This is a genomic window from Bradyrhizobium sp. 190 (assembly GCF_023073415.1).
In the GTDB taxonomy this organism is placed as follows: Bacteria; Pseudomonadota; Alphaproteobacteria; order Rhizobiales; family Xanthobacteraceae; genus Bradyrhizobium.
The window spans coordinates 124567-144925 of sequence record NZ_JADPJL010000068.1; the positions used below are offsets into that span (position 1 = coordinate 124567).

17 protein-coding genes are annotated in these 20359 nt (G+C 62.8%); 7 read left to right on the forward strand and 10 right to left on the reverse strand.

What is annotated here, in order from left to right; translation table 11 throughout:
- Positions 1-150 precede the first annotated feature (150 nt).
- The gene (locus tag IVB22_RS35685; protein WP_247521820.1) at positions 151-924 is read right to left on the reverse strand and encodes a ferredoxin--NADP reductase; all 774 of its coding nucleotides are present in this window, start codon (positions 922-924) and stop codon (positions 151-153) included.
- Positions 925-1213: 289 nt separating this feature from the next.
- Here IVB22_RS35685 and IVB22_RS35690 point away from each other — a divergent pair, with 289 nt between their 5' ends.
- From IVB22_RS35690 to IVB22_RS35700, 3 genes are all read left to right on the forward strand, one after another.
- Positions 1214-2212, forward strand: a complete 999-nt coding sequence (locus tag IVB22_RS35690) for a hypothetical protein (protein ID WP_247521821.1) — start codon at positions 1214-1216, stop codon at positions 2210-2212.
- Complete coding sequence (locus IVB22_RS35695; RefSeq protein ID WP_247521822.1) at positions 2212-3528, forward strand: folylpolyglutamate synthase/dihydrofolate synthase family protein; 1317 nt, start codon at positions 2212-2214, stop codon at positions 3526-3528. Before IVB22_RS35690 ends, IVB22_RS35695 begins: the two co-directional genes overlap by 1 nt.
- Positions 3529-3619: 91 nt before the next feature.
- On the forward strand, positions 3620-4621 hold the full coding sequence (locus tag IVB22_RS35700) for an NADP-dependent oxidoreductase (RefSeq protein ID WP_247521823.1): 1002 nt from the start codon (positions 3620-3622) through the stop codon (positions 4619-4621).
- 106 nt (positions 4622-4727) lie between these two features.
- Here the strand turns inward: IVB22_RS35700 and IVB22_RS35705 are convergent, their stop codons facing one another.
- Together IVB22_RS35705 and IVB22_RS35710 are read right to left on the reverse strand one after the other, a co-directional pair.
- Positions 4728-7883 (reverse strand): efflux RND transporter permease subunit, encoded by a 3156-nt coding sequence (locus tag IVB22_RS35705; RefSeq protein ID WP_247521824.1) that lies wholly within the window; start codon positions 7881-7883, stop codon positions 4728-4730.
- Positions 7884-7893: 10 nt separating this feature from the next.
- Complete coding sequence (locus IVB22_RS35710) at positions 7894-9087, reverse strand: efflux RND transporter periplasmic adaptor subunit (protein ID WP_374207831.1); 1194 nt, start codon at positions 9085-9087, stop codon at positions 7894-7896.
- Between the two features lie 206 nt (positions 9088-9293).
- Here IVB22_RS35710 and IVB22_RS35715 point away from each other — a divergent pair, with 206 nt between their 5' ends.
- Positions 9294-10142: a cysteine rich repeat-containing protein gene (locus IVB22_RS35715; RefSeq protein ID WP_247521825.1), complete on the forward strand. Its 849-nt coding sequence runs from the start codon at positions 9294-9296 to the stop codon at positions 10140-10142.
- 44 nt (positions 10143-10186) lie between these two features.
- Here IVB22_RS35715 and IVB22_RS35720 read toward each other — a convergent pair whose 3' ends face one another.
- Positions 10187-10543 carry a hypothetical protein gene (locus tag IVB22_RS35720; protein WP_247521826.1) on the reverse strand — a complete coding sequence of 119 codons (357 nt, stop codon included), beginning with the start codon at positions 10541-10543 and terminating at the stop codon, positions 10187-10189.
- Positions 10544-11060: 517 nt separating this feature from the next.
- On the opposite strand from IVB22_RS35720, the gene IVB22_RS35725 reads away from it, so the two are divergent.
- On the forward strand, positions 11061-12200 hold the full coding sequence (locus tag IVB22_RS35725; RefSeq protein ID WP_247521827.1) for an FAD-dependent monooxygenase: 1140 nt from the start codon (positions 11061-11063) through the stop codon (positions 12198-12200).
- The gene (locus IVB22_RS35730) at positions 12197-13810 is read left to right on the forward strand and encodes a benzoate-CoA ligase family protein (RefSeq protein ID WP_247521828.1); all 1614 of its coding nucleotides are present in this window, start codon (positions 12197-12199) and stop codon (positions 13808-13810) included. Before IVB22_RS35725 ends, IVB22_RS35730 begins: the two co-directional genes overlap by 4 nt.
- 140 nt (positions 13811-13950) lie before the next feature.
- Here IVB22_RS35730 and IVB22_RS35735 read toward each other — a convergent pair whose 3' ends face one another.
- The 3 genes from IVB22_RS35735 to maiA are packed head-to-tail and all read right to left on the reverse strand — an operon-like array spanning position 13951 to position 16317.
- Positions 13951-15186 (reverse strand): 3-hydroxybenzoate 6-monooxygenase, encoded by a 1236-nt coding sequence (locus tag IVB22_RS35735; RefSeq protein ID WP_247521829.1) that lies wholly within the window; start codon positions 15184-15186, stop codon positions 13951-13953.
- Positions 15186-15695, reverse strand: coding sequence for a MarR family winged helix-turn-helix transcriptional regulator (locus tag IVB22_RS35740; RefSeq protein WP_247521830.1), 510 nt, complete (start codon positions 15693-15695; stop codon positions 15186-15188). Before IVB22_RS35740 ends, IVB22_RS35735 begins: the two co-directional genes overlap by 1 nt.
- Positions 15685-16317: a maleylacetoacetate isomerase gene (gene maiA / locus IVB22_RS35745; protein ID WP_247521831.1), complete on the reverse strand. Its 633-nt coding sequence runs from the start codon at positions 16315-16317 to the stop codon at positions 15685-15687. The genes IVB22_RS35740 and maiA overlap by 11 nt, the downstream gene beginning before the upstream one ends.
- 112 nt (positions 16318-16429) lie before the next feature.
- Here maiA and gtdA point away from each other — a divergent pair, with 112 nt between their 5' ends.
- The gene (gene gtdA / locus IVB22_RS35750) at positions 16430-17470 is read left to right on the forward strand and encodes a gentisate 1,2-dioxygenase (protein ID WP_247521832.1); all 1041 of its coding nucleotides are present in this window, start codon (positions 16430-16432) and stop codon (positions 17468-17470) included.
- 108 nt (positions 17471-17578) lie between these two features.
- Here gtdA and IVB22_RS35755 read toward each other — a convergent pair whose 3' ends face one another.
- The 3 genes from IVB22_RS35755 to IVB22_RS35765 form a co-directional block, all read right to left on the reverse strand.
- Positions 17579-18397, reverse strand: coding sequence for an ABC transporter permease (locus tag IVB22_RS35755; RefSeq protein WP_247521833.1), 819 nt, complete (start codon positions 18395-18397; stop codon positions 17579-17581).
- Positions 18390-19163 (reverse strand): ABC transporter ATP-binding protein, encoded by a 774-nt coding sequence (locus IVB22_RS35760; RefSeq protein ID WP_247521834.1) that lies wholly within the window; start codon positions 19161-19163, stop codon positions 18390-18392. Before IVB22_RS35760 ends, IVB22_RS35755 begins: the two co-directional genes overlap by 8 nt.
- Before the next feature lie 161 nt (positions 19164-19324).
- The gene (locus IVB22_RS35765; protein WP_247521835.1) at positions 19325-20329 is read right to left on the reverse strand and encodes an ABC transporter substrate-binding protein; all 1005 of its coding nucleotides are present in this window, start codon (positions 20327-20329) and stop codon (positions 19325-19327) included.
- Positions 20330-20359: the final 30 nt, after the last annotated feature.

Consider the following 20359-nt stretch of genomic DNA (forward strand, 5'->3'; position numbering starts at 1 on the left):
AACATTGTAGGTGGCGTTCCCCGGATGCTGCGCAGCGCGCCGCACTTGCGGCGTGGTGCGCTGCTGGTCCGGGGTCCATCCATTGTGGCAGGTCCCGGCTCTGCGGCGCACCGCCGAAGAGGCGCTGCACCGCGTCCGGGACAAGAAAACTCAACGCTCGACGAACGCCTTCTCGATCACGAAATGGCCGGGCTTGTTGCCGCTGCCTTCGATGAAGCCGCCGGATTCGAACATCACCTTCAGCTCGTCCAGCATCCCCGGGCTGCCGCACATCATGATGCGATCGGTTTCGATATCGAGCGGCGGCTGATGGATGTCGTTGAACAACTGCTCCGACGAGATCAGGTCGGTGATGCGGCCGCGGTTGCGGAACGGCTCGCGGGTCACCGTCGGGTAATACAGCAGCTTCTCCGACAGCAACGGTCCGAACAGTTCATCGTCGCGCAGCTTGGCGACGAGCTCCTCGCCATAGGCGAGCTCGGAAACCTGACGGCAGCCATGAACGAGCACGATGGTCTCGAACCGCTCATAGACGTCGGGGTCCTTGATCAGGCTCGCGAACGGCGCCAGGCCGGTGCCGGTCGAGAGCAGCAGCAGGCGCTTACCCGGAATCAGATTGTCGGTGATCAGCGTGCCGGTCGCCTTGCGGCCGACCAGGATCTCGTCGCCCTCGCGGATCTTCTGCAGCTTCGAGGTCAACGGCCCGTCCGCGACCTTGATGGAGAAGAATTCGAGTTCTTCCTCGTGATTGGCGCTCGCCATGCTGTAGGCGCGCAACAGCGGCCGGCCCTCGACCTCGAGGCCGATCATCGCAAACTGGCCATTCTGGAAACGGAAACCGGAATCGCGGGTGGCTCGGAAGCTGAAAAGCGTATCGGTCCAGTGGCGGACAGAAAGGACTTTCTCTCTATAGAATGCGCTCATGGGTTTTCGTTTTTCCTGACGTCTCGATGTAGAACGTTTCGGTCTTCGGGCCTCGAAGTGCCAGAAATCAGCGAAATTACTGGCGATTTGGCGCTTCATTTGCGCACAGGAGATACATAGTCAATATGACCTACAGCACAATCGAGAACTCGGAATGGCTGTCGGTCGAATTTGCAAAAAGGTTCGATTGGCTTCGTTAACGCTTTCTCACGCAATTAACTTGCTGAATTCGGCATCGATCTGGCAATAAATGACCACGTCTAATTAAGAACGTTTCAAAAGAGATCGCATGCGAAGCCCAGCTGAGTTTCGAACGGGAAAACCGGGCTTTTATCCGGACCAGTCGGTCTATGCCGAGTTCGCCTGCGCCGAATTCGGACTGGCGTTTCGCGACCTCGACGGTGGGTCGGGATTGCTATTCAGCGTCGCCTCGCGCGGCAGGTTGCTGCATTTCGGCGCCGGTCGATGCTCCTGGTATCCGCAGAACAACGCGACCGCTTCGACGCTGGCGTCCGACAAGCACTTTGCGAGCAGGATCCTGCGAGAAGCCGGCGTACCGGCGCTTGGCGGCGAATATTTCTTCCTTAACGAGCGCTATCGCGCGCATCGCCCGGCGGGGCATGAGCGCAGCGACGCGGACGCCTATTTCAGGACACTGGGCGGATCGGCTTTCGTCAAGCCGCTGACGGGATCGCGCGGCGATTTCGCGCAAGCCATTCACGGCGACGCGGCGCTCATTCGCTATCTCGACGCGGTGACGAAATATTACGACGCTGTGCTGATCCAGCCGATCGTCGAAGCGATCGAGTATCGCGTTTTCCTGCTCGACGACGACGCGCTCTATTGCGCGCGAAAATATCCGCCGTCCGTTACAGGCGACGGCGTGCACACCGTTCGTGAATTGCTCGCCACCCATAACGACGCCCTGCGCGTCCGCGGCCTCTCGCCTGCTTCGCTGCCGAACCAGGATCCGTCGCTCGACGCTGTCCCGGCAAGGGGCGAGCGCTGCGAGATTCCCGGGCGCATGAATCTGAGTGCGGGCGGCACGATGGTGCTGACGCCGGCGCCATCCGAAAAGTCCATCACGTTGGCGCGGCAGGCCGCGCGCGCGATCGGACTTCGCGTCGCGGCCATCGACATGTTCGTCGATGTCGGCGGCAATCCGGAGGCAATCGAGATCATCGAGATCAACTCCAATCCTGCGATCCGGCTGCTGGAAGAATCCAATCGCGGCGACCTCATTCTAAAAATCTGGCATCACACCTTCTCCGCCATGGGACTGCTGTAGTGTTCGACCTGCCGAAATACGGCGACGGCATCTGCCTCGCGCGCATGGCCGTGCTGCTGGAGGCGCTTTCCATCGATCGCGCACGGCTGCAGCGCATCTCCGTGGTGGTAACCGGCTCGAACGGCAAGGGCAGCACGGCGGCGATGTGCGCGGGCATCGGCCGCGCCTATGGCCTGCGGACCGGCCTGTTCACCTCCCCGCATCTTTTTCGTTTCAACGAGCGGATTCAGATCGACGGCGTCGAGATCGGCGACGATGCGTTCGTACGCCTGAGAATGCGGGTCGAAGCTGCCATTGCAACCGTCTCGAAGAAGATCAGCGAGAAGTTCGGCGCCTTCGAAGCGCTGTTCGCGCTTGCATGCATACACTTCCAGGAAAGCCAATGCGACTTCGCCGTGTTCGAAGCCGGCATCGGCGGACGCTACGATCCGGTCCGCCTCGTCGGCGCGCACGAGACTTGCGTCACTTCCGTCGACTATGAACATATCGAACTGCTCGGCAACTCGCTTGAATTGATCGTATCGGACAAGAGCGACGCCTGCGCTGCCGGTGGCACGATCGTTTATGGCGAGAACTGCCGGGACCTGCGGCCGCATCTTCTCGAATACAACCGCTGGCCGGCCCGTAGCTCGCTGTTCATCCGCGATGAAATCGCCGTCGATAACGAGGACGCCGCGGCCGCGGGGCAGCATTTTGATTTCCAGTTCGGATACCATGATTTTCGCCGGATCGAACTGAACTTGCCCGGTGCGTTCCAGTTCAGCAATTCAGCCATCGCGATCACACTGTTCCTGCTCTGGCTGCGGCGCGAACAGCCGCGCAAGGCTCCCGACCGGATCGAAGCCGCGATACGCGCCGGACTGCGCGAGGCACGCTGGCCCGGCCGGCTCGAAGTCATCCAACACGACCCGCTCACCGTGATCGACGTCGGCCACACCCCTGATGGCATCCGGCAATCGGTAGCCAGCCTTATGTCGATTCATGGCCGCGACGACTGGATCCTCGTTACCGGCGCCTCGCACGACAAAAAGGCAGACGAGATTATCGGTGCGCTGGCGCCTTCCTTCGACACCATCGTCTGCACAGCGGCGCACCACAAGGGAGCGGGGGCGCAAGTCATCGCTGCCGCGGCGAGGCGCGGCAATCCCAAAGCGAACATTCATGTCGCCGCGACGATCGCGGACGCAGCGCGGCTCTCACAGGAGATGGCGCGGCTGCAAAAGCGAAGCGTGTATGTGGCGGGCGGATTATTCCTGGCGGTCGAATACGCCACCATCGTGAAGGGCGGCCGCGCGGAGGATTTGGAATTTTTCTGAACGTGGCGCACAATCCGCGCAGTCGAACGGCTTGTCCGTGGCCAGCGCATCCGGAAACGCCGGAACAAGACAATGCGAGGGAGAGAACATCATGAGCGACACCGTCAATCGTCAGATCCTGCTGGTCGAGAAGCCCACCGGCAAACTCGGCCCTGAGCACTTCAAGATGGTCAAGGGCGCGGTACCTGAGCCGAAGGATGGCGAGGCGCTGGTACGAACACGCTATATCTCGCTCGACGCCGCCAATCGGGCGTGGATGCACGGCGCCACCTATCGCGCCGCGGTCGAGGCCAACACCGTGATGGCCGGCGGCAGCATCGCGGAGGTCGTTTCCTCGAAGGCCTCAGGCCTCACGCCGGGCGATATCGTATTCGGCGACACCGGTTGGCAGGATTATGCCGCCGTGCCCGCCAAGCATCTCACGAAGATGCCCAGGATGGAGCCGATGACGCATCTGCTCAGCGTCTACGGCATCGCCGGCCTCACCGCCTATTTCGGTCTGCTGCACGTCGGCAAGCCCAGGGAAGGCGAGACGGTAGTAGTTTCGGCGGCAGCCGGCTCCGTCGGATCGATCGTCGGGCAGATCGCGAAGATCAAGGGCTGCAACGTCATCGGCATCGCCGGCGGCAAGGATAAATGCCAATGGCTGACTTCCGAACTCGGCTTCGACGCCGCGGTCGATTACAAGGACGGCGCCACCTTCAAGGCGCTGCGCGCCGCCGCCCCCAAGGGCATCGACGTCTATTTCGACAACGTCGGCGGCGACATTCTCGAAGCCTGCCTTTCGCTGATGAACAACCGCGGCCGCATCGCCTGCTGCGGTGCGATTTCGCAATATGACGGCGCGCCGTCGGCCCATGGCCCGCGCGGCGTGCCCGGCCTGATCGTGGTGAAGCGCCTCATCATGCAGGGCTTCATCGTGATGGATTACATGAATGAGAGCGCCGCCGCGCTGGCCGACCTGCAGTCCTGGGTGGCCTCGGGTAAACTAAAGGTGCAGGAGGACGTCATCGACGGGATCGAGAACACGCCGAAGGCGCTGATCGGCCTGCTCGCCGGTGAGAACCGCGGCAAGCGGATGGTGAGGGTGTAGGGCTGAAATCCGTACTTCGTAGGGTGGGCAAAGCGAAGCGTGCCCACCATTGAAGATGACGATGTGGATGGATGGTGGGCACGGCGCAAGTGCGCCTTTGCCTACCCTACGCAGCAGGCGCCGCCTGCGCCCCCGCCTTCTTCACTTTCCGTTCCTTCAGCCAGTTCTCGAACCGCTGGACCACGACAAAGAACGTCGGCACGAACAGCACGGCCAGACATGTCGAGGCCAGCATGCCCGAGAACACCGTGATGCCGATCGACTTCCGCGCATTGGCGCCCGCGCCGGTGGCGAGCACCAGCGGCACGACGCCGAGGATGAAGGCGAACGACGTCATCAGGATCGGGCGGAAGCGGGCGCGCGCCGCCTCGACCGCGGATTCCAACAGCGGCTTGCGATCGCGCACGTGCAGTTCCAGCGCGACCTCGACGATCAGGATGGCGTTCTTGGCCGACAGCGCGATCAACAGGATGATGCCGATCTGGGTATAGAGGTTGTTCTCGATCCTTAAGCCCGTCAGCACGATCATTGGGCCAAGCAGCGACAACGGCACCGCGAGAATGACCGAGATCGGGGCGTACCAGCTTTCATATTGTCCGGCGAGCACGAGGTACACCAGCAGCAGGGCAAGCCCGAAGGCCCAGTAGATCTGGCCACCGACCACCTTCTCCTGGTACGACATTGCCGTCCACTCGAAGCCCGTGCCCGGCGGCAAGGTCTTCGCCGCGATCTCTTCCATCAAGTTCATCGACTGACCGGAGCTGTAACCGGTGGCCGGCAGGCCGATGATGGTTGCGGAAGGATAGAGATTGTACAGGCTGATCAGCGACGGACCGACCGCCGGCGTGATCTTGGCCACCGTGCCGAGCGGGATCATGTCGCCATTGCTGTTACGCACCATCATGTTCTGCATATCACGCGGCGTCAGGCGGAATTGCGCGTCCGCCTGCGCATAGACCTGGAAGGTACGACCGAACTTGTTGAATTGGTTGACGAAGGTCGAACCCATGTAGGTGGACAACGTCGAGAAGATCTGATCGGTCGTGACATGCAGCGTCTGGGTCTTGACCCGATCCACCTCGATGTCGAACTGCGGCACCATCGAGCGGAACGGCGAACTCACCCGCTGCAGCGCGCTCTGTGACGTCGCATTGGTGACGATCGCGCCGGTGATCGCCTGCAACTTCGCAAAGTCGGAATTGCCGTCGCGGAGCTGGACCTGCATCGCAAAGCCGGCGGCGTTGCCGATACCCTGGATCGGCGGCGGCGGAACCACCAGGATCCGCGCCTCCTCGATGACGGAGAGCTTCTCGTTCAATCCGACGAACAGCGACCGCAAATCCTCGCCCGACCCTCGCGCACTCCACTCTTTCAGGATCAAATAGGCGACGCCCGCATTGGCGAGGCTGGAAGAATTGTCGAGCGCGGAAATGCCGGCAATGGTGATCACCTGATCGACGCCCGGCGCTTTGCCGGTTATCTCGCTGACCTGGGTAAGCACACGCTGGGTACGCTCAAGCGCCGCACCATCAGGCAGTTGCACGGCGACCAGGAGATAGCCCTGGTCCTCGATCGGAATGAAGCCGGTCGGCACCCGCGACAGGCCGTAGCCACCGATGGCGATCAGGATCAGCGCGCAGATGACAGAAACATTACTGTGCGCGACCATGCGGCCGATCAACCGGCTGTAGCCGGCCTCGACGCGGTTATAGACCGCATTGAAGCCGCGATAGAAAAAGTTCCGCTGTTCCGGCGGCACCGGCCGGCGCAGCCACAACGCGCACTGCGTCGGCTTCAGCGTCGCCGCGTTGATGGCGCTGAGCAGCGCGGTTGCGGCAATGACCAGCGCGAACTGCGCATACATCTGGCCGGTCAATCCCGGCAGAAACGCCGAGGGCAGGAACACCGAGATCAGCACCAGCGTGATGCCGATGATCGGCGCAAACAGCGCGTCCATCGCGCTGATCGCGGCGTCATGGCCGGACATCCCCTTCTCGATATTGTGCGCGGCGCCTTCGACCACGACGATCGCGTCATCCACCACGATGCCGATCGCGAGCACGATCGCAAACAGGGTCGAGATATTGACGGTGAAGCCGAGCGCCGCCATCGCCGCAAAGGCGCCGATGATCGTCACCGGCACCGTGGTCGCGGGCACCAGCATTGCGCGCCAGTCCTGCAGGAAGATCAGGATCACGACGAGGACGAGCAAACCCGCCTCGATCAGCGTCTTGTAGACCTCATTGATCGATTCCGAGACGAATTTGGTGGTGTCGAACGGCGTGTCGTAGGTAACGTCCTGCGGAAACGCCTTCGCCAACACCTGCATCTTCTTCTCGACGGCCTGCTGGACCTCGAGTGCGTTGGCGCCGGGCGATTGGAATACGCCGATGCCGGTGGCGGGCTTGTTGTTGAGCGAGAACACCTGGCTGTAGGTCTGGGCGCCGAGCTCGACCCAGCCGACATCGCGCACGCGCGTGACGTCGCCGCTGGTGCCGGTCTTGACGATCACGTTCTCGAACTCGGTGGTGTCGTCGAGCCGTCCGCTGACGTTCAGCGTATACTGAAACGCCTGCCCGGGAGGCGCTGGTGGCATGCCGACCTGCCCCGCGGTCACCTGCTGGCTCTGCTGCTGGATCGCGGAAATGACGTCCTGCGGCATCAACCCGCGCGCGTAGAGCTTGTTCGGATCGAGCCAGACCCGCATCGAATACTGGCCGGCGCCGAACACGGTGACGTTGCCGACGCCGGGCAAACGCGACAGCTCGTCGCGGATATTGATGGTGGCGTAGTTGCTAAGGAACAAACTGTCATAGGTCGCGTTCGGCGAGGTCAGCGTCACGAACAGCAGGATCGCGGTCGATCTTTTCTGCACCGTGACGCCCTGGTTCTGCACCGACTGCGGCAACTGCGCCAGCGCGCTCGACACCCGGTTCTGCACCAGCACCTGCGCGAAGTTGAGGTCGGTGCCGATCTTGAACGTTACCGTCAGCGTATAGGTGCCGTCGGCGCCGCTGTAGGACTGCATGTAGAGCATGTCCTCGACGCCGTTGACCTGCTGCTCGATCGGCAGCGCTACCGTATCGATCACGGTTTTCGCACTGGCGCCGGGATATCGGGTGGTGACCTGCACCGTCGGCGGCACGACCTCAGGATACTGCGCGACGGCCAGCCGGAACAGGCACACGCCGCCGATCAGGATCATCAGGATCGCGATGACGTTGGAAAGAACCGGCCGCTCGATGAAAAATTTCGAAATCATGGCCCGGCTCCTACTTGGCCGCTATTGGCTGTGCTTCGATCTTTTTCAGTTGCGGATCGACCTTCTGGCCGGGAATCGCGCGCAACAGCCCGGCGGTGACGACGCGGTCGTCGGCCTTGAGGCCTTCTTCGATGACACGCAGCTCGCCCTCCAGCGGCCCGACCCTCACCTTGCGCTGCTCGACGACATTTTCACCGTTCACGACCAGCAGATAGCGGCCGGCCTGATCGCTGCCGAGCGCCACGTCCGGCACGAAAAGCGCATTCTGCTCCTGATCGATCGGGACGCGGACGCGCACAAAGAACCCCGGCAGCAACGCGCGGTCGGCATTGGGCAGCACGCCGCGCACGGGAAGCGTGCCGGTCGACTGGTTGAGCGTCACGGCGGCATAGTCGAGCCTGCCCTTGTGCGGAAAGCCGGTCTCGGTTTGCAAACCGACTTCGATCGGCAATTGCCTGAGATCGTCCACCGTCATCCCGCGCCGGCGGGCCTCCGCGCGGATCCGCAGCACGTCCTGTTCGTTGACGTTGAAATTCACCCAGATCGGGTCGAGCGCCACGATGGTGGCGAGCTGCGTCGGCGACGATACGCCGACGAGTTCACCGACGGAGGCAAGATGCGCGCTGACGACGCCGTCGAACGGCGCGGCCACATTGGTGTAACCGTAATTGACCGCCGCGATCTTGGTGTTGACCTGGGCCTGCAGCAGGCTCGCTTGCGCATTGTCGCGCGTCGAAGTGGAAGTATCCAGCGTGGCCTGGGAAACGGCTTGCCGCTGGACCAATTCCTGCTGGCGCTTGAAGTCCGCCTCGGCCTGCCTCACCGTTGCCTGCGCGCCGGTTTCCGCGGCCTGCGCCTGTTCGAGCTTCAGCTTGTAGGTTTCAGGCTCGATCGTGAACAGGGGTGTGCCTTCTTTCACGAAGGCGCCGTCGGTATAGTTGATCGATTGCAGAAAGCCCTGCACGCGCGCGACCAGATCGACATTCTTGATCGGTGCGGTGTTGCCGGTCGCTTCCAGATAACGCGTGAAGGACCGTTGCATCGGCACCGCGACATCGACCTTCGGCGGTGGCGGCGGGACAAAAGTATTTTGTTCGCAGGCACTTAAGACGCCCATCGCCGCAATTGCGAACGCCGCGCGCCGGACCGAAGCGGCTCCGTGTCCGATGGTGCGGTGCGGACTCAGGCGTGCAGGCGAACGCATCGGCTTCATTTTTCGTGCCTCAATTGGTTTGTTCAGAAAAATGTCTATTCAGAAATCGGCGTTCGGCGCCACCCCATGAAAATAGCAACAATCCGCTTGCGGTGAAACCCGAAAGCGAAAATGATGCCGGTCGTTAGAAATTTTTGCTGCGAAATTTTACTGCGGTTGAAGCGCGGCTTCCTGCGACGGCAAAAGGATTTATTCAAATGATCAACACGTTGAAACGTGCGAGCAAGCTTGCGCCGTGGCTTTCGGTCGCCGCGATACTGGCAACCGCAGCGCCGGTTTTTGCGCAAGCGCCGAGCCAGGCGCAACGCGACGCCATCAAATCGCAGTGCCGCTCCGATTACATGGCGCATTGCTCCAGCGTGCCGCCGGGCGGCGAGGCCTCGCTGCAATGCCTGCAGAAGAACATGTCGAGCCTCTCATCGAGCTGCCAGAGCGCGGTGCGGGCCGTGGAAGCGCCGGCGGCTGCGACTTCCAAGCCAGCTGAGACCGCCAAGCCGGCCGAGACCGCGGCGCCGAAGGCCGCTGCTCCTGCGGCGGCAACGGCAGCAACGCCCAAAGCTGCCGAACCAAAGGCTGCAACAGCCCCCGCAGCCGGGCAGCCGACTAGCGCGCAGGTTTCCGCCGTCCGCAGCGCATGCCGCTCCGATTATCCGAAGGTCTGCGCGGGCGTACCAACCGGCGGCGCGCCGGCGCTGCAATGCCTGGAAAAGAACAAGGCGAAACTCTCGGCCGGTTGCGAGAAAGCCGTCTCCGCTGCCAGCGGCGGTGGAGCAGCAGCGGCTGCACCCGCGGCAGGCGCGGCTCCGGCCGCCCCAGCGGGAGCAGCGGCTGCCGTTACTCCGGCGGCGCCGGCCGCGATCGTGCTGCGGCCGATGCGGCCGCGTGAAGAACTGTTCGTGCTGCGGTCGGCCTGCGGCGCCGACGTCCGCTCGATTTGCGGCGGCGTGGCGCCGGGCGGTGGCCGGATCGTGCAATGTCTGGCGACCAACGCCGCGCAGCTTTCGCCGGCCTGCAAGGACGTGCTGTCCCAGTTCGCGGCGCGATAATCCACTCGCCTGCGGCGGTCCCTCATTGATCCGGGGACCGCCGATCATTCGCCGCGAAAGGCGAGGATGAGCTGAATGAGCCGTATCGAAAGCGCTACATAAAGGATCGCCATCCCGGTTTGGTACGCAATATGCCAATTCAGCTTTGCGAGCTTGTAGAGGCCGTCGACGAAGTTCAGCACCAGGAGAATGACACCGAACAACATGACGCCGCGGCCGACGAGACCATGGCGCACGTATCCGAACAGTTCGATCCACGGCTCATTGCTCGATACATGCGCGCCGGCCGATACGATCAACGTCCCGATAATCATCTTCTCGACATGAGAAAAGATTTCCTTGGAGACCGGCTCGACATGTTCGGAATAGAACACCAGCCATTTGGCTCTGACCTGCGCCATGAATTTTCCTTGGATTTTCCTAGCGGCGATGAACGGGAGCTTCACTACAGCGGGTCCGCAACCAAGAAGCAAGAAGGCCGGCATCCTGAGCCGCGGAGACTTAACCTCAACGATTAGTCGCCTCAACGAAGCGAGAAAACCGGCCATCGAGGCCAGCGCGGTGGTGTGCGCCAACGGCGTTGTCCGTGCCGGCTGCGCCGGAGCCCGCGGCGCAGTCGTCGTCCGCAAGCACGCCGAGGTCTGCAGGACCGTGGTGGTGAACGGCGCGAGGGTTCGCCGCTGTACCTGAGCCCCAGGCGTTTTCGTCGAAGGCAAAGTCAAGCCGGAGCCGCCGCAGAGCGGACATCCGTTCGTGGACAGAACCGGCGGGCTGAAAACAAGACATTGGCTGGCGGTCCCGACGCGGGCGGGACCGGAAGCTTCTTCGTTCCCTGATGATTTTTCTGTAGCGCAAATTTCCGGCGCGGATTAGTCTCCGATCCAAATTAATCAGTATACTGTCGATTGGGAGGAAGACGTGCGTATCGCCGTCATCGGTGGAGGCCCCGGCGGCCTCTACTTCGCCTATCTCTGGAAGCGGCGTCATCCGGACGCGCATATCGACCTGTTCGAACAGAACCCCGAGGGCGCGACCTGGGGGTTTGGTGTGGTGTTCTCCGAACAGGCGCTGGAATTCTTACGCGCCGACGATCCCGAGACGGTCGATGCCATTACGCCCCGGATGGAGAGCTGGAAGAACATCACGCTCAATTTGCGTGGCGAGAGTGTCGAGATCGACGGCATCGGCTTCTCCTCGATCGGCCGGCTCGAACTGCTGACCATCCTGCAGCAGCGCGTGCGCGCGGCGGGAATTGCGGCGCGATACAACACCACGATCCAGTCGCTGGATGAACTCGGGGGGTACGACCTGATCGTCGCCGCCGACGGGCTGAATTCGCTGGTGCGTCGCGGGTTTGAGCAGGAGTTCGGCGCCTCGGTTTCGCACTCGACCAACAAATTCGCCTGGTATGGCACAGCCAAGCGCTTTGCCGCGCTGTCGCAGACTTTTGTGAAGACCGGTCTCGGCTCATTCAACGCCCATCACTATCGCTATTCGCCCGCCATGAGCACGTTCCTGGTCGAATGCGACGCGGCGACCTGGCAGGCCTACGGCTTTGAGCACAAGACGATCGAGCAGTCGCAGGCCATCTGCGAGGAGATATTCGCCGACACCCTGGATGGCCATGCGCTGGTCTCGAACAAATCGGTGTGGCGCAACTTTCCCTGGATCTGGAACGAGAACTGGTCGCACGGCAACATGGTGCTGATCGGCGACGCCCTGCATACCGCGCATTTCTCGATCGGCTCGGGCACCCGGCTTGCCATCGAAGACGCGATCGCGCTGACCAGGGCGCTGGAGGCGGAGACGGAGATTCCCGCTGGCCTCGCCCGCTACCAGGCCGAACGCAAGCCGATCGTGCAGAAGCTGGTGACGGCGGCGCGCACCAGCGCCGACTGGTACGAACATTTCCCCGAACACATGAAGCTCGACCTGATGGATTTTGCCTACAGCTACATCACCCGCTCGGGGCGGATCGCCGACGCGCGGCTGCGCGCGATGTCGCCCGAATTCATGGCGCGTTACGAGGCGGAAAAGAAGATTGGGAGCCGAGCATGACGTCAGCAATTTCCGATTTGGTCCCCCGTGACAATCCGGGCGCTCGCGAGATCGGCTTTGCGATTCCGGAAAGCTATAACGCCAGCCGTATCCTGTTCGACAATCTCGCCCAAGGGCGCGGCGACAGGCTGGCGCTAACCGGCCCCGCCGGCACGCGCACTTACGCAGAACTCTGCGCCGAGGCTTCGCAATGGGGGCATGGCTTTCAGTCGCTCGGCTTGAAGCGCGGCGACCGCATCCTGATGTTCCTCGACGACACGCCGGCTTATCCTGCGGCGTTTTTCGGCGCAGTGCGGTCAGGTTTTGTGCCGCTGTTGATCAACACGCTGACGCCGCCGGATTTGCTGCAGTTCTATCTCTCGGACGCCGGCGCGGCGGTCGCGGTCGCGGAGGCCGAGTTTACGGCGCGGTTCAATGCGGAAGCCTGCAAGGACACACCGCTGCAAACCCTGGTCGTGGTCAATGGCGCGGCGAGCGAACACGCCGTGCCGAAAACCTTGGTCGCCCAGCAATGGCTGCAGGGATTCTCCACCGATCTGCCGGAAGCCGACACCAAGCGCGACGACATGGCGTTCTGGATGTATTCATCCGGCTCGACCGGACGTCCCAAGGGCATCGTGCACCTGCAGCACGACATGGCCTATAGCGAGCAGGCCTTTGCGCGCAGCGTGCTCAAGCTCGGCCCCGACGACATCTGTTTCTCGGTGCCGAAGATTTTCTTTGCCTACGGCTTTGGCAACGCCATCACCTTCCCGTTCTCGGTCGGCGCGGCGGCGCTGCTGCTGCCCGGCCAGCCGAAGCCGGCAACGATCTTCGAGGCGATAGGAAAATACCGGCCATCGATATTCTACGGATTGCCCACGCTTTATACCTCGCTGACCAAGGCCGAGGGTGCTTCAGCCACGGACTTCTCGTCGCTGCGCATGGCGCTATCGGCCGCCGAGGTGCTGTCGGCGGAAGTCTTCAACGGCTGGAAGACGCTGACGGGCCTGGAAATCATCGAAGGCCTCGGTTCGACTGAAGCGCTGCACATCTATCTCTCCAACCGCCCGGAAAAGAAGAAGCTCGGCGCTGCAGGCCTGCGCGTACCCGGCTACGAAATCCTGCTCAAGGATAAGGACGGCCGCGAGGTCGGCGACAATGAGGAAGGCATTTTGTGGGTACGCGGCGATTCCAACACGCCGGTTTACTGGAACCGGCCCGACAAATCGGCGGAGACCATTCGTGAAGAGGGGTGGATCTACACCGGCGACCGTTTTCTGCGTGATATCGACGGTTTCCATTTCTTCCGCGGCCGCGCCGACGACCTGATCAAGATATCAGGCCAATGGGTCTACCCGCTAGAAGTCGAACTGTGCCTTGCCGAGCATCCCGATATCAGGGAATGCGCTGTCTTCGCCGCCGAACTGCCGGATAGACGTATGACGCTGAAGGCGGTGGTGGTCATGAACAAGGGCGAGTTCGATACCAGGGACGCCACGAAGACGCTGCAAGATTACGTCAAGGCGAAGCTACTGCCCTACAAATATCCGCGCGAGATCAGGTTCATCGCGGAACTGCCGAAGACCGGCACCGGCAAGATCGACCGCCAGGCGTTGATGAAGATGTAGCGCGCATTCGCAAACTCAATGTCGTCCCTGCGAACGCAGGGACCCATACGCCGCGGCCGGTGTGCTGGGCACGCGGGGAGACAACCTCGCAGCGCTTGTTGATTAACGCAGAGCGTCAGCCACCGCGTCTTATCGATCGATCACGCGGTATGGGTCCCTGCGTTCGCAGGGACGACAGAGGAATTTCCGGTTGCTACGCTGCCCAGCCCCGTCCCGCCATACAGCCACGCCAGATCGCCGTACCACTCTTCCGAGGTCTTCGCGCTCATGATCTCGTTGCGCAGCCGGGCATGTCCGCCTGCGGGGTGATAGATGTGCTCGCCGATGGCGCGGGACATCAGTTGCACCTTTGCGGTGCGCAGGAAACGCTGCGTGCGATAGGCTTCGAGTGCGGTGGCGTAATCGTCATGCTGCCCCATCATGTGCGACAGGCACACCGCGTCCTCCATCGCCTGACAGGCGCCTTGCGCGAAATATTGCAACATCGGATGCGCGGCGTCGCCGAGCAGCGCGACGCGGCCGTCGATCCAGCGCTCGACCGGATCGCGGTCACATAAAACCCACAGCCGCCAGTTTTTGCCGTGACGAATGATCTCCCGCGCACGCGGGTGGATGTGCCCGAAGCCCTGCATGACCTCTTCGTCGGACACCGGCTGGCCCGCCACTGGCTCCGGCGCATCATTGTGATAGGTGACGACGAGGTTGAACACCTTCCAGCCTGACAGCGGGTAATGCACGATGTGGCATTTCGGCCCGGCCCACAGCGTCGCCGCGTTCCAGCGCAAGTCTTCCGGCATTTGTTCGGTCGGAATCACCGAGCGGTAGGTCGTATGGCCGGACACCCGCGGCGGCCCGTCCGCGACGACCTGCTTGCGAACGTTCGACCATAGGCCATCGGCGCCGATCAGCAGCCGGCCCGTGACACGCTCTCCATTCACCAGCCGCGCCGTCACCGACGACCCATCCTGATCGAAACCGACGACTTCGCTGCTGACGCGCAACTCGATCAACTCGTGATTCTGACACGCGCGCAGAAAAACACCGTGCAGATCGCCGCGATGCACCACCGCATAGGGATTGCGGAAGCGCGAGCGAAACGCATCGCCCAGATCGACATGGGTGATTTCTTCGGCGGTCAACGCATCCATCAGCCGGAGCTGGTCGATATAGACGGCCATACCACGCGCCGCCTCGCCGACGCCGAGATAGTCGAAGGCATGGAACGCGTTGGGCCCGAGCTGAATGCCGGCGCCGATTTCGCCGAGCGCCGAGGCTTTTTCCAGCAGGATCGAGCGGATGCCTTTTTGCGCCAGCCCAAGCGCTACGGCGAGCCCGCCGATTCCGCCACCTGCGATCAAAACCGGCCGTGCGTCCATCAGTTCGATTTCCCCAGATGTTCGAGCGCGTCTTCGGCGCGCAGCGGCACGCGCGAGGCCTCGTTGTTGAGATCGACGAGCTGCGTCAGCAGCGCCAGCAGGGTCTTGCGGTCGGCCGGCTTAAGCGGCTGCAGCATCCTTAGCTGCGCGCGTTCCACCGACGGCATGATGTCGCGCAGCACGGCTGCACCTGACTTGGTCAGATGGAGCAGCTTGACGCGCTTGTCCTCGCGCGAGGGCTTGCGCTCGATCAGGGCCTTGCTCTCCAGCCGTTCGATCACGTTGCCGAGCGTGGAGCGGTCGAACGCGATCACCGCCGACAGCCGGGTGGCGTCGATGCCGGGATGGGTGTGGATCGCCACCAGCGCCGCATACTGCACCGGCGTCAGGTCGAACGCGCTACACTCTTCGACAAAGATCGAGACCGCGATCTGTTGCATGCGCCGGAACAGGTAGCCGGGCGCGGTGTAGACCGCATCCATCGTGATGTGTGATGGCTTACTCGGCATCGGCTTGTTTGTCCGGCGCGGCGTCGGCGAACGCCTTCATTTCCTTGGCCGCAGCTTCAGCCTCGAGCAGGCGCGGAAAGGCTGCGACGTCGACGCCGAAGCGCCGTGCGTTCGCAAGCTGCGGTACCAGGCAAAGGTCCGCAACCGTCGGCGCCGCGCCGAAACAGAACGGCCCCTTCTCGCCCTTGATCAGCGCTTCACAGGCGGACAAGCCCTCGCGATTGGCCCAGGCCGCCCATTCCGTCACTTTTTCCTCGGCCACGCCGAGCTGGCGCAGCCGGGCCAGAACCTTCAAATTCTGCACCGGGTGGATGTCGCAGGCGATGGCCAGCGCGAACGCGCGCGCCTTGGCGCGGCGCAGCGGATCCTTTGGCAATAGCGGCGGGTTGGGATGGGTCTCGTCCAGCCATTCAATGATGGCGAGCGACTGGGTCAGCGCACCACCGTCGTCACCCTCCAGCGTGGGCACCAGCCCCTGCGGGTTGATCGCGAGATAGGCGGGTGCGCTTTGTTCGCCCTTGCGAAGGTGATGCGGCAGATGCTGGGCCGTAAGACCCTTGAGGTTCAGCGCGATCCGTACCCGGTACGCCGCGCTGCTGCGGAAATAGCCATGCAGCTTCATCGGAACCTCCCTCGGATTCTATCGTTTTGCCCCGGCGGGGTGACATTGACGCTACCCATATTGTAAGTATACTGTCAATCATGAACCAATAAAGAATGACGGGAGGCTGACCATGGAAGCCGTGCAGAAGACCCCGGAACGCGAGGCGTTCTACAAGAAGATTGACGGCGAGAATCTTTCCGCGCTGTGGAACGTGCTGGGCGATCTCGTCACGCCGGAGCCACGAAGCGCCTGCCGGCCGCATCTGTGGAAGTTCGATTCCATCCGCGATTATATGACCGAAGCCGGCAAGCTGATCACCGCCAAGGAAGCCGAGCGGCGGGTGCTGGTGCTGGAAAACCCCGGCCTGCGCGGCCAGTCGAAGGTTACGACCTCGCTGTTTGCCGGCGTGCAGATGGTGGTCCCGGGCGACGTCGCCCCGGCGCACCGGCACAGCCAGTCGGCGCTGCGCTTCGTGCTCGAAGGCAAGGGCGCCCATACCACCGTCGACGGCGAGCGCACCGCGATGGAGCCCGGCGATTTCGTCATCACGCCCTCGATGACCTGGCACGACCATTCCAACGAAACATCCGAACCGATGTTCTGGCTCGACGGGCTCGACATCCCGATGGTGCAATTCTTCGACGCCTCCTTTGCCGAAGGATCGAACGAAGACCAGCAGAAGATCAGTAAGCCGGCCGGCGACAGCTTTGCGCGCTACGGCCACAATCTGCTGCCGGTCGACGAGAAGCGCAAATCCAAGACCTCGCCGATCTTCAACTATCCCTACAGCTACACCCGCGAGGCGCTGGAGCTGGCCAAGACGCGCAACGAATGGGACGCCTGCCACGGGCTGAAGCTGAAATTCTCCAATCCCGAGACCGGCGATTTTGCGATGCCGACGATCGGCACCTTCATCCAGCTATTGCCAAAAGGCTTCAAGACCGCGCGCTATCGCGCGACCGATGCCACCGTGTTCGCGGCGATCGAAGGCAAGGGCCGCACCAGAATCGGCGACCAGACGTTTGAATGGGGCGCGCGCGATTTGTTCGTGGTGCCGAGCTGGCACTGGGTCACGCATGAGGCCGACACCGACGCGGTGCTGTTCTCGTTCTCCGACCGCCCGGTGCAGCAGAAGCTCGATTTGTTCCGCGAAGATCGCGGGAATGCGTGAGGGGTACCAAGAACCGTAGGGTGGGCAAAGGAGCGTCAGCGACGTGCCCACCACCGGTGGCTCCACGCGCAATGGTGGGCACGCTACGCTTTGCCCACCCTACGTGCATCACCGCCAGTGCAGCAACCGCGCCTCCAGCACGTTGATCGCCTTCCCCACCGCCAGCCCGAACAGCGACAGGATCACGACACCGGCCAGCAACTGATCGGTCTGCATGAGGTTGCCGGCCTGCAGCACGAAGGCGCCGATGCCGAACTGGGCACCGATCATTTCGGCGCTGACGACGAGCAGCAGCGCGACTGACGCCGTGATGCGAAAGCCCGCAAGGATCGAGGGCAGCGCGCCCGGCCAGATCACGCGCCGCACGATGGCGTGGAACGGCACATTGAAACTCTGCGCCATCCGGATCAGGTTGCGCGGCACCGCGTCGACGCCGCTATAGACCGAGATCGCGGTGGAGAAGAACACGCCAAGCGCAATGGTCGCGATCTTCGGCTCCTCGCCGATCCCGAGCCAGAGGATCAACAGCGGCAACAGCGCGATCTTCGGAATCGGAAACAACGCCGAGATGAAGGTGATGCCGACGCCGCGCGCCAGCGTCGACAGCCCGATTGCAAAGCCTGTGATCACGCCGGCCACGGTGCCGAGCAGCCAGCCGCTGCCGATGCGAACGACCGAAGCCGATACATGCTGCCAGAGCGCACCTGACATCGCGAGCTTGTAGATCGCGACCGCAATCGCTGAAGGCGCCGGCAGGAACAGCGGATTGACCCAGCCGGCGCTGCCGGCGAGTTGCCACAGCGCGATGACAAGCGCGAGCGCGATCCAGCCGGAATAACGCCCCGCCCTTGGTACAAAGCCGGCACCGCGAAAGGCGACCGGCCGGGCTTCGGTTGCGGGATCGTCCTGCGGTGCGCGCTCAAGCATGCTGCACCTCGCGCTCGGCATCGATCGCCTCCTCGCGGATCAGCGACCACAGATCGTTCTGCAGCGCCAGCAACTTGCCGCGCGCATCGATCGCACCGCGCTCGGCGCGCGTCATCGGGATTTCGACGATCTCCCTGACGCGCCCCGGACGGCGCGACAGCACCACGATACGGTCGGCAAGCCGCACCGCTTCCTCCAGATTATGCGTGACATAGACCGCGCCCATTGCGCCATCGGCCAGCAGGCGAATGAAATCCTCCATCAGCAATTCGCGGGTCTGCGAATCCAGCGCCGACAGCGGCTCGTCCATCAGGAGAATCGCCGGCCGCACCGCGAGCGCCCGCGCGATGCCGACGCGCTGGCGCATGCCGCCGGAGAGTTGTTTTGGATAGGCGCCGCGGAAATCCGACAAGCCCGTCCGACGCAGCGCGTCATCGACGACGGCGCGGCGCGCGGCGGCATCAAGCGCGGTATGAACCAGCGGAAATTCGACATTCGCTTCCACTGTGCACCACGGCAGCAGCGCGAAATCCTGGAACACAAAGGTCAGCGGATTGAGGCTGTCGGCCGGCGGCGCACCGCACAGCTCCGCCCTTCCCTCGCTTGGCCGCAGCAGCCCGCCAAGGATCGACAGCAGCGTGCTCTTGCCGCAACCGGAGGGGCCCACGATCGCGACCACCTCGCCGGAGGCAACCGTGAACGACACGCGATCGAGCACGTCGAGCCCGCCGAAGCGGTGGCTGATTTGATGTGCGATCAGGTCCATTTTGTCTTTCGAGCCTTGCTCCGCTGCGCTCCCTCTCCCGCTTGCGGGGTTGGGGTGGGGGTGTCTCCTCAGATACCGCCCGAATGGATAGAGTTCCCCCACCCGCCGCGCTCTAACGAGCGCGTCGACCTCCCCCGCAAGCGGGAGAGGTAAGAACACCCTCAATCCGCCTTCACATATTCCTTCGCGATGATCGCGTCCGCCGCAAACCCCTTGTCGACAAAACCCTGCTCCTGCAGCCACGCGATCTGGTTGTCGACGTTCTTGACGTCGAGCTTGCCCTCGGGATCGATATAGGCGCAATTGCCAACCACCTGCTCCAGCGGCAAATTGGTGTATTTTGCGATGATTTCCAGCAACGGCTTTGTCTTGTCGTTGATATCAGCCTTGCCGTCCTTCACGGAAGCCAGGATCACGTCATGATATTCGCGGTCGGCACGCACCAGCGCGGCGAGAAGCTTGGTCACCATTGCCTTGTTGGTCAGTGTCTTCGGCGAGGCGAACACCGCCCCCAACTGCCACGGTGTTTCGTCGCCGACCCAGCCGAGGAACTTTGCTCCGCCGGAATCCACCAGCGACCGCGCGGTCGATATCGGCAGCAATGCCGCATCGACGGTTTCGCCCTTGAGCGCCGCCGCGGCATTCGACAGCGACTGCAGCGGCAGCACTTTCACGTCCGCGAGCTTGAAGCCGTATTTGTCGGCGAGCAGGCCGAGCGAATAATGAAAGCTGGAGCCGACCTGCGTCACCGCGATGCGCTTGCCCGCCAGGTCCTTCGGCGTCTTCAGACCGGCCGCATAGGCGTTGTTGCTGGCGAAGTAGCCGATCAGCGGATAGCCCGCCTTCTCGCGGCTCATGCCGCCGATCACCTTCAGCGTGCCCTTGCCGGCAAGATTGTAGAGCCCGGCGGTAAACGCCGTGATGCCGAAATCGACGTCGCCAGAGGTCGTCGCCACCGCGATCGGCTGCGCCGCGTCGAAGAATTTCAGTTCGATATCGAGGCCTGCTTCGCGGAAATAACCCTTGTCCTGCGCGATGAACACCGGCGCCGAGGACGACAGCCGGAGCACGCCAATTTTGGCCTTTTGCGCGTCCTCAGCCCGAGCGATCCCGCCCGCCGCAACTGCCAACAGACCCGCCAGCGCGAGCCGTGCAAACTTCATCATCCCGTTCCCTCCGCCTTTTCTTGTCATAGC